Here is a 7960-nt window from a genome sequence, read left to right as displayed (position 1 = left end):
TCCGCATGCACAGCGGTGCCGGTCACGATGCCCAGATCTTTGCCCCCCGCATTCCCACCGGGATGATCTTCATTCCCAGCATTGCAGGGATCAGCCATAACCCGGCTGAGCGCACAGAGTTGGACGATCTCACCGTCGGCGTCGAGGCCCTGATCAAGGTGCTGCACAAACTCGCCTACTAATAGGAGGAAGTAAAGGCAATGGAATATCAAACCAAAGGCGGACTCGCGTACTGGCACAAGGTTGTCATGGTCATGAGCCTCGGCTGGACCGCTATCTGGATCTATCGAACGGTTCTGACCCCAATCTACCCGGAGATCCAGGCCGCCCTTGGTGGGATCAGTGATGCTGAAATTGGCGCAATCACCAGTTTTTACTTTTTAGCATACTGCACATTCCAATTGCCCTGCGGCATGGCGATCGACCGCTTCGGTCAACGAACCATTCTGATGGTAGGCTTCAGTGCATTCCTGGCAGGTACCTTGTGTATCGCCCTGGCCAGCGGCCTGCCACAGATCTACTTCGGATCCCTCTTGGCCGGAGCGGGCTGTGCGAGCTGTTTCAGCTCCGCCTACTCGCTCTCCAATGAAAATGTGCCACTCCAGCGTCGGGCCCTGGCCAATGCCATTATCAACAGTGGCTGCGCCATCGGGATGATGATTGGCCTGATCGGCTCCTCCATTCTGGTGAAGAGTCTTGGGATGGCTTGGCAGACCGTGATCCTGATGATCTCCGGGCTCCTGGTGCTGGTGATCGTGGCTTTCCTCTTTGCCCTGCCTTCCAATGCTCAACGCCAAGCCAACTTGAAAGAAACGCTACCCGCCGCCAAGCCCACGGATCCCAGCGGCTCCTTTCGGGAGTTGCTCTCACCAAAGTTACTGGCGGTCTATCTTCTCTATTTTGCCACCTGTTACGGCTACTACATGATCGTGACCTGGCTGCCCTCCTACCTGCAAACCGAACGAGGATTTGAAGGGGCAGCGATCGGCTTTGCCGCGGCCACCGTGGCCCTGGCCGGTGTCCCGGGGGCACTCTACTTCAGCAGCCGCTCAGACCGCTTCCGCGACGATAAAACCAAAGTGATCCGCCTGATCTTGAGCCTCGAGTTGATGGCCGCCCTGATGTTGCTGCTGACCGTCTTTGCCCCGAATACCACGGTGCTGATGATCAGCCTGGTGGTCTACGGCTTTCTTGGGAAGCTGGCTTTGGATCCCATCCTGATCTGTTATGCCTCAGAACTGGCGGACAAAAGGATGTTGGGACGCGCCCTAAGCATGTTCAACATGTGCGGCATGAGCTCCGCCGTGATCGCCCCAACCCTGACCGGGCTCCTTTCCGACATTACCGGCTCTACCGCCACCAGTTTCGTGATCTCCGCCGTACTGGTCGTGATCGCCACTGCGATCTTTGCCATTGTGACCCGTCGCAGCGACGCAAAAATCGGTCACACCGTCACAACGGACTGAAGCCACTTCTGCCCGACTCATCACCAGAGCGTCCCGGCAAATGCCGGGACGCTCCCTTTCTGGCATTCGCCAGGATGCACGACAGGCGCCTGCATCTTCTCCGCTCAGCTTGATCACCGCCGCCCGGAAATGACCGGACTTGGCTGACTCGGATGGGCCTGCATTTGGCAAGTAGACACGACTCCCGGCTGTATCCCATCCAATCGTTGACGCACATTTAAACGAGACATGATAAAAAGCCCGTAACTGCCGGTGGGTAAAGCAGTCTTTGTATCAGGTAAAGGGTTCGATGCGTTTCCCGACGAGAGGACTCGGCGCCATCACCGAAAGGCTGGAATAAGGCCCCAAGTCGCTGATCAGGAGGTCGGCCAACAGCGGACCACCGAGGCCCCCAAACGGGTCAACGGTTCTACGGTTCAAATGATGGCAAACTGCAGATCTCACAGACCATGGCACCCGATGATGAAAAGCTTGCCCCTGGCGCCCTAAATAGCGCTTCTTACATCCGCTCCAGATATGAAGAACGGCTATGGAACCACTAAGGGATTGTGCGCCAAGGCCCCAGGTCCGACAGGCCCAGAGCCAAAATTATCCCCACCCAATGCAAACCCTCCAACACTCACAGCCGGCTGAAAATCAAATCATTAAGGAAATTATTGAACCGCAGGTGTCATGGATAACACTAAGATCGACGAGCAACATTCCCCGGCCGTCACGCCGAACTCAGGCTCTTGGCTCAGGACACTGGCCCGCTTTATATGGCCTGCGCTGACGAACACCTGAGCCGGTGCATAACCGCTGCCTGTTAGATGATACCCACCGATAGGATTAGAGGCCGCCCCCCGGCCTCATCTGGTTCCCCAACACACTTCCCGTACTCCGTATCCCTGTCCCATCCTGGCTGGAGATCCAAAGGGAAAGAATCGCTGCTCATACAAACGCCGCCTTGGCGATGCAAGGCGGCGTATTCAAGGATTAGGTGTCTGAGTAAACGTTAACGAACGGCCAGGAACTCACCCAGCTTGTCTTCGGCAACCCCAGTGTTCAGATCATACACCTGCTCACCGCGCAGCAGAGTCTTGGCAACTTGAGCACCTATGGTTCGGCCCTCGTAGGCACTGAACTTATTGCGATATTCCAAATCATCGGAAGTCAGCACATAGGCGGAATCTGGCTTGATAAGCACCAAGTCAGCATCCTTCCCTACAGCGATGCGGCCTTTTTGGCTCAAGCCGAAACGATCCGCCGGGTTGGTGGCCATCACCTTAGCAAACTGAACCAGAGACATGCCTCGCTTCTGAACCCCCTCATCAAACATGATGTCGACACTGTTTTGCAGCGCGGAGATCCCCCCCCATGCATCGAAGATCCCACCCTCTTTCAGGTCCGGCGTACAGGGGGAGTGATCTGAGGTGATGAAGTCAATCTCACCAGCCAGCAACTTATCCCACATACGACCCTGGTTGTCCTTGTCGCGGATCGGCGGAGAACACTTAGCCTTGGTGCCAATCTCGGTGAACATGTCATCATCCAGGGCAAAGTAGTGACCACAGGACTCACAGGTCACATCCTGACCCTCATTACGAGCACGGGTCACCTCTTCGATCGCCTCCGGGCTGCTCAGGTGACACAGGTGCAACTTACAGCCGGTCTCCTTGGCCAGATAAAGGGCTCGGCGAACCGCTTCCACTTCGGCAAATACCGGGCGAGATGCGATGTAATCCTTGGCCGTCAGGCGACCTTCGGCAACCGCCTTCTTACCCAGACCGTCACAGATCTCGGCATTCTCGGCATGCATCAGCAGGATCTTATCCAGACGCGCCAGCTCCTTCATGCCTTCCAGCAACTGGTAGTCATTCACATTACAGAAGTCGCCGGAGGCGGGATCCGGGTTTCCACAAGTGGACACGAAACACTTGTAGCCGGCCACACCCTCTTCCGCCAGCTCATGCAGACGATCGATATTATGAGGTACCAAACCACCGAGCGAAGCGATGTCTACCGACAACTTGCCTTTACCCGCTTCATATTTGACGTGCAGCGTGTCCCGGTCAATGGTGGCCGGCACCTGATTCAGTGGCATCTCAATACAGGTGGTTACGCCGCCCTTGGCCGCAGCACGCGTCGCGGTGTTGTAACCCTCCCACTCACTACGCGGGCCGCCCGGATCAGTAATGTGAACGTGTGCATCCACCATGCCCGGGGAGACAATCAGACCCGTGGCATCTATGGTCTCCGCCGCAGGACCCAAGTCGCTACCTATGGCCGCTATCTTCCCATCCTTGATTGCTACGTTGGTGTTGATCGCGTCGTTTTCCAGGATCACGGTGCCGTTTTTAATAATGATATCGTAGGACATTTGTTACTCCTTGATGGTACAACTACTTGTTATGGTGGATTTACCGTAAAGATGGATTTAATTCTGGGTTACGTTTTGCACTCAGGTTCATCAGGGCTATATAAGCCAGGAAGGCAACAGTGACGCCGGTAAACCAAGAGAGGCTGTTAAGTTTTTCCAAAGCTGGAATGATCTGCCCGCCCAAAGAGAGGATGCAGGCAATGATCGTGGCGTAGAATGCATTCCAGTTAATCCCATTCTTGTATTCACTGGCTTGGTTTTTCCCAACATACAGGCTGTTAAGATCAATCTGCTGTTTCATTACAATGAAGTAGTGACCGAGCATAACGCCGATAACCGGCCCCAAGATCCCGCCAATCGTATTCAGGAACAAGAAGATACTGGCCTGGCTTTCCATCAGTTTCCAAGGGCAGATCAGGATACTGATCACACCGGCGATCATCACACCATGGCGGTAGGTCAATTTCGGAAACACAGCAACAATCTGATAGGCTGCCGGAATAATATTACCGGTGGCATTTGTGGAGATAGTTGTCATCAAGACCACGATACCGGCAAAAATGGAGAGGAACAGGCCATCCCATTTAGCAATAATATCCAGCACGTTCCAAGTATCGGTTCCATAGTGGATGCTGGCACCGGCGAGAATACAAACGCTGGAGATGGCAAACACCAGGTAAGCCAACATCAGCCCCCCCATCTGCCCCGCCACCTGATCTCTGAAACTGCGCGCATTCTGGGTGAAGTCAGAAGCACTTACCGCCGGAGCGGCCCAGACGGCAACAATGGCATTGATCACGACAAAAAACTCGAACAGACCCGCATTGGTGTTTTCCAGCTGAGCAGGCACATAGGAGAAGATCGCCTCTAAACCCACCAATGAAACGGCCCAGATCGCCATCCCGCCGAACACCAGGTAGATGCAGGGATTGAGCACGGCGGTGAAGCGATTAAGGATCGCGCCACCTCCAAAGCCGATAACCATGTTCATGCCCCAAAACAACAGGAAGGCGATTAACCCGGGCGCTGAGATCCCCAACAGACTCCAATCCCCCCCCAATTGCATAAACTCGGGCCAAAGCTTGGCAATGATGATAAGCAGGGCAATGGAGCCTGCGTAATTTTGCAGCCCGAACCACATGATGGCTGCAATCCCTCCCCTCAGTACTCCAGGGAAGAGAGCACCCTTTACTCCATAGGAAGCCCGTAACAACATGGAGAAAGGGATGCCATACTTAGAGCCTGCCGCGCCGTTAAGGCTCATCGCCAGGGCTATAACGATACCGCTTAAGAAGATGGCAGCCATAATGCCGGAAATACTCAGTCCCAGCATAAAGAAACCACCTACGGCAATATAATTAGGTACGTTGTGTACGGAACCTTGCCAAAGAGTAAAATAATTTAAAGCCTTCCAGGTTCTTTTATCTTCCGGCTTAGGTAGTAGATCGTCGTTATAGCCTCTTTCGCGATACTTCTCTATCGCGATCCTTGAAACTTCATTCATCATTGCTTCCTCGCAAAGTTAATGATTGACCTGCCAAATGAATATAAAGGCAAAAGTTTGATAAAGACCACTCAAAAAATAAATTTTATTTATATACAAATCTATCCTTGAAAAAGAATATCCCATTATAAAAAAGTTTCGAACAAGCAAGGGGCAAAGTTATGAGCAGGCTTCCACAGCGTTGGAAAATAGTTACGGCGTCGTTCCAAACATATATGGAGCGGATAACCAAATTTGCCATTCAGTTATTTAAGGCAGGTAATATAGATCACGATCTGCGTTCGTATATTTATTTCACAATTGTAATGTTTATCTGTTTATGGCCGAGCCTGGGAATAAAACTCCTCTTTATTTAACCCTGGTTAACAGCTTCGGCACCGATTGATCACAAAAATATTCTCCAATCGTATTCGAAGGACTATAGAATTCATCGCGGCGGAGTACCGTACGATTCCTTAATCTCCTTAATGAGGAAAAGGTGTCTTTCGGCCCTTTGTGCAACACAGTGGTGACGCTGGACGCGTCTGAGCGGGACTCCCAAGAGGATTGCAAGCCCGAGAATGACCAACCCGTTCACCATCTCAGGGGCCAACTTGCCAGAGACGCGTCAATCAGCATCAAAATGGCTATTCCCAACTCCATTGTCATCGACCCCCTTCAGGACCCCATTTCTGTCATTGCTCACTCAGGCCTCGGCTTTTCGGTCGACGGTAGCCTTCCTCTGCATCCCCCGCGCAAGGCATTGATGCTTACTGCAAAGCAGAGGGGCCGAATGAAACCCAATGAAGCAGAGGAGGGCTCTGGGTCAAAACCTAGGGTTTGGAGAGGAAAGCAGGGAGATTAGGGCGGGACTTGGGCACCCAGTCAGACTGCGCAACGAACAGGGCTCGAAAAACCGGAGGGAAATAACAGGTTTGAACAGGTCAGAGGGAGGCCGCGCCGGATGTTTTGATCAAGCGTGGACTGCACGGTTATAAAGCCAGCTTCGGCCGGCCTGTCAATCAGAAGGCACTGACGCAGAGTGGCTCGCGAGCAAAGAACCCACACCGACAGCTCGCAACAGAGCATCTGTGTGGCGCACAAGTCCGGTAACCTCCACTTTTTTGGGAGAGCCTGACTGCCTACCTGGCATTGTGGCAATCAAGCATCCCGCCACAATGGCACCTAATGAGCCACGAGAGAGTCACACGCCCTGTCACGCCCAACACCAGAAAACTCTTGAAGCTGATGAGGGAAGCCTTCCTCGCCAAATGGCTAGGAACCAGGGCACAAGCCGGATCGGCTCCATGCCTCCTGTGTAATGGAGGTTCGTCCGGAGCAAGGCAGGAACACTTGGCCTTGCTTCTGCCAAGCCGGATCGATGACAACCTTGAGCATGTCGATATGCAGGCGCGGTAGCTGATGACCCATGACCACCATTGATGTTGCCCCCCTGTTAGGAAACCGGTTTTTTTTAAATGCTCCTCAAGGCCAAAAATCAAATTGTACAACTTCTTTTGAAAATAAATTAGCCATTTTTAGAATCGCTATACGGCCGCCCCAGGCGTTTTGCAGAAAAAAAATCCTGTCATATACTGGCGCCAATGGCTTTATTTGTAACAGTTATGAACAAATGATCGATGAAATAATTCATCGTCATGGAGTAGAATATGAACCTATCAAAAAAAGAACTTCACGAACTAATTAAAGCCAAGATCAACCAAGCCGGGCTATCAGAAGAACATGCCGATATCGTTGCGGATGTACTGGCCTTTGCCGATGCCCGTGGCGTCCATTCCCACGGTGCCGTCCGGGTCGAATATTATTCCGAGCGGATCGCCAAGGGGGGCATCAATGCCAACCCACAATTCAGCTACGAAGAGACCGGCCCTTGCAGTGCCGTGTTTGACGGGGATAACGGTGCCGGTCACGTCGTCGCCAAACTGTCGATGGACAAAGCCATCGATATGGCCAAAGAGAAAGGTGTCGCCGTCGTCGGCGCCAAGCGGATCAGCCACAGTGGGGCATTGGGCTACTTTACCAAGATGGCCGCCGAGCAGGGCCTGGTCGCCATCTCCGTCTGCCAGTCCGATCCCATGGTCGTCCCCTTTGGTGGCAGTGATGTCTACTACGGCACTAACCCCATCGCCTTCTCGGCGCCCGGTGCCGACGGCAAAACCATCAACTTCGACATGGCCACCACGGTACAGGCCTGGGGGAAGGTGCTCGACGCACGCTCCCGCAACAAGGCGATCCCCGATACCTGGGCGGTTGACGGTGATGGCAACCCCACCACAGATCCTCATGCTGTCCGTGCACTGTTACCCATCGCTGGTCCCAAGGGCTACGGCCTGATGATGATGGTCGACATCCTCTCCGGCATCATGCTGGGCTTGCCCTTTGGCCGCGGGGTCAGCTCCATGTACGAAGATCTCTCCAAGGGACGCGAGCTGGGCCAGTTGCATATCGTTATCAACCCCGCCTTTTTCACCTCCCAGAGTTACTTCACGGAGGCCATTGCCCAGACAATGGAAGAGCTCAATGCCATGCGTCCCGCCCCAGGATTCGATCGCGTGCTCTACCCGGGACAAAATAGCGAAATGGTTGCCCAAAAATCGGAAGTTGAAGGGATTAATATCGTCGATGACGTTT

At 53.4% G+C, this 7960-nt stretch carries 6 protein-coding genes; 4 read left to right on the top strand and 2 right to left on the bottom strand.

The annotated features are described in order from the left end of the window. Nucleotides 1–182: M20/M25/M40 family metallo-hydrolase (locus tag AC2D8U_RS20970; protein WP_484621021.1), on the top strand; the 182-nt coding region annotated here is incomplete at its 5' end. An 18-nt stretch (nt 183–200) separates the two neighbouring features. Next, on the top strand, nt 201–1466 hold the full coding sequence (locus AC2D8U_RS20965) for an MFS transporter (protein ID WP_484621020.1): 1266 nt from the start codon (nt 201–203) through the stop codon (nt 1464–1466). Between the two features lie 994 nt (nt 1467–2460). Here AC2D8U_RS20965 and allB read toward each other — a convergent pair. Both allB and AC2D8U_RS20955 read right to left on the bottom strand, forming a co-directional pair. Beyond that, nucleotides 2461–3825 (bottom strand): allantoinase AllB, encoded by a 1365-nt coding sequence (gene allB / locus AC2D8U_RS20960; protein WP_484621019.1) that lies wholly within the window; start codon nt 3823–3825, stop codon nt 2461–2463. 40 nt (nt 3826–3865) lie between these two features. Next, the gene (locus AC2D8U_RS20955; RefSeq protein ID WP_484621018.1) at nt 3866–5332 is read right to left on the bottom strand and encodes an allantoin transporter; all 1467 of its coding nucleotides are present in this window, start codon (nt 5330–5332) and stop codon (nt 3866–3868) included. A gap of 1405 nt (nt 5333–6737) precedes the next feature. Between AC2D8U_RS20955 and AC2D8U_RS20950 the strand changes: the two genes are divergently transcribed. Further along, nucleotides 6738–7016, top strand: coding sequence for a hypothetical protein (locus AC2D8U_RS20950; RefSeq protein ID WP_484621017.1), 279 nt, complete (start codon nt 6738–6740; stop codon nt 7014–7016). After that, the coding region (gene allD, locus AC2D8U_RS20945) for an ureidoglycolate dehydrogenase (protein ID WP_484621016.1) at nt 6979–7960 on the top strand (982 nt) is incomplete at its 3' end. The genes AC2D8U_RS20950 and allD, both read left to right, overlap by 38 nt.

It is taken from the genome of Ferrimonas sp. YIN67 (assembly GCF_057219095.1).
This window is presented reverse-complemented; position numbering and strand designations above follow the sequence as displayed.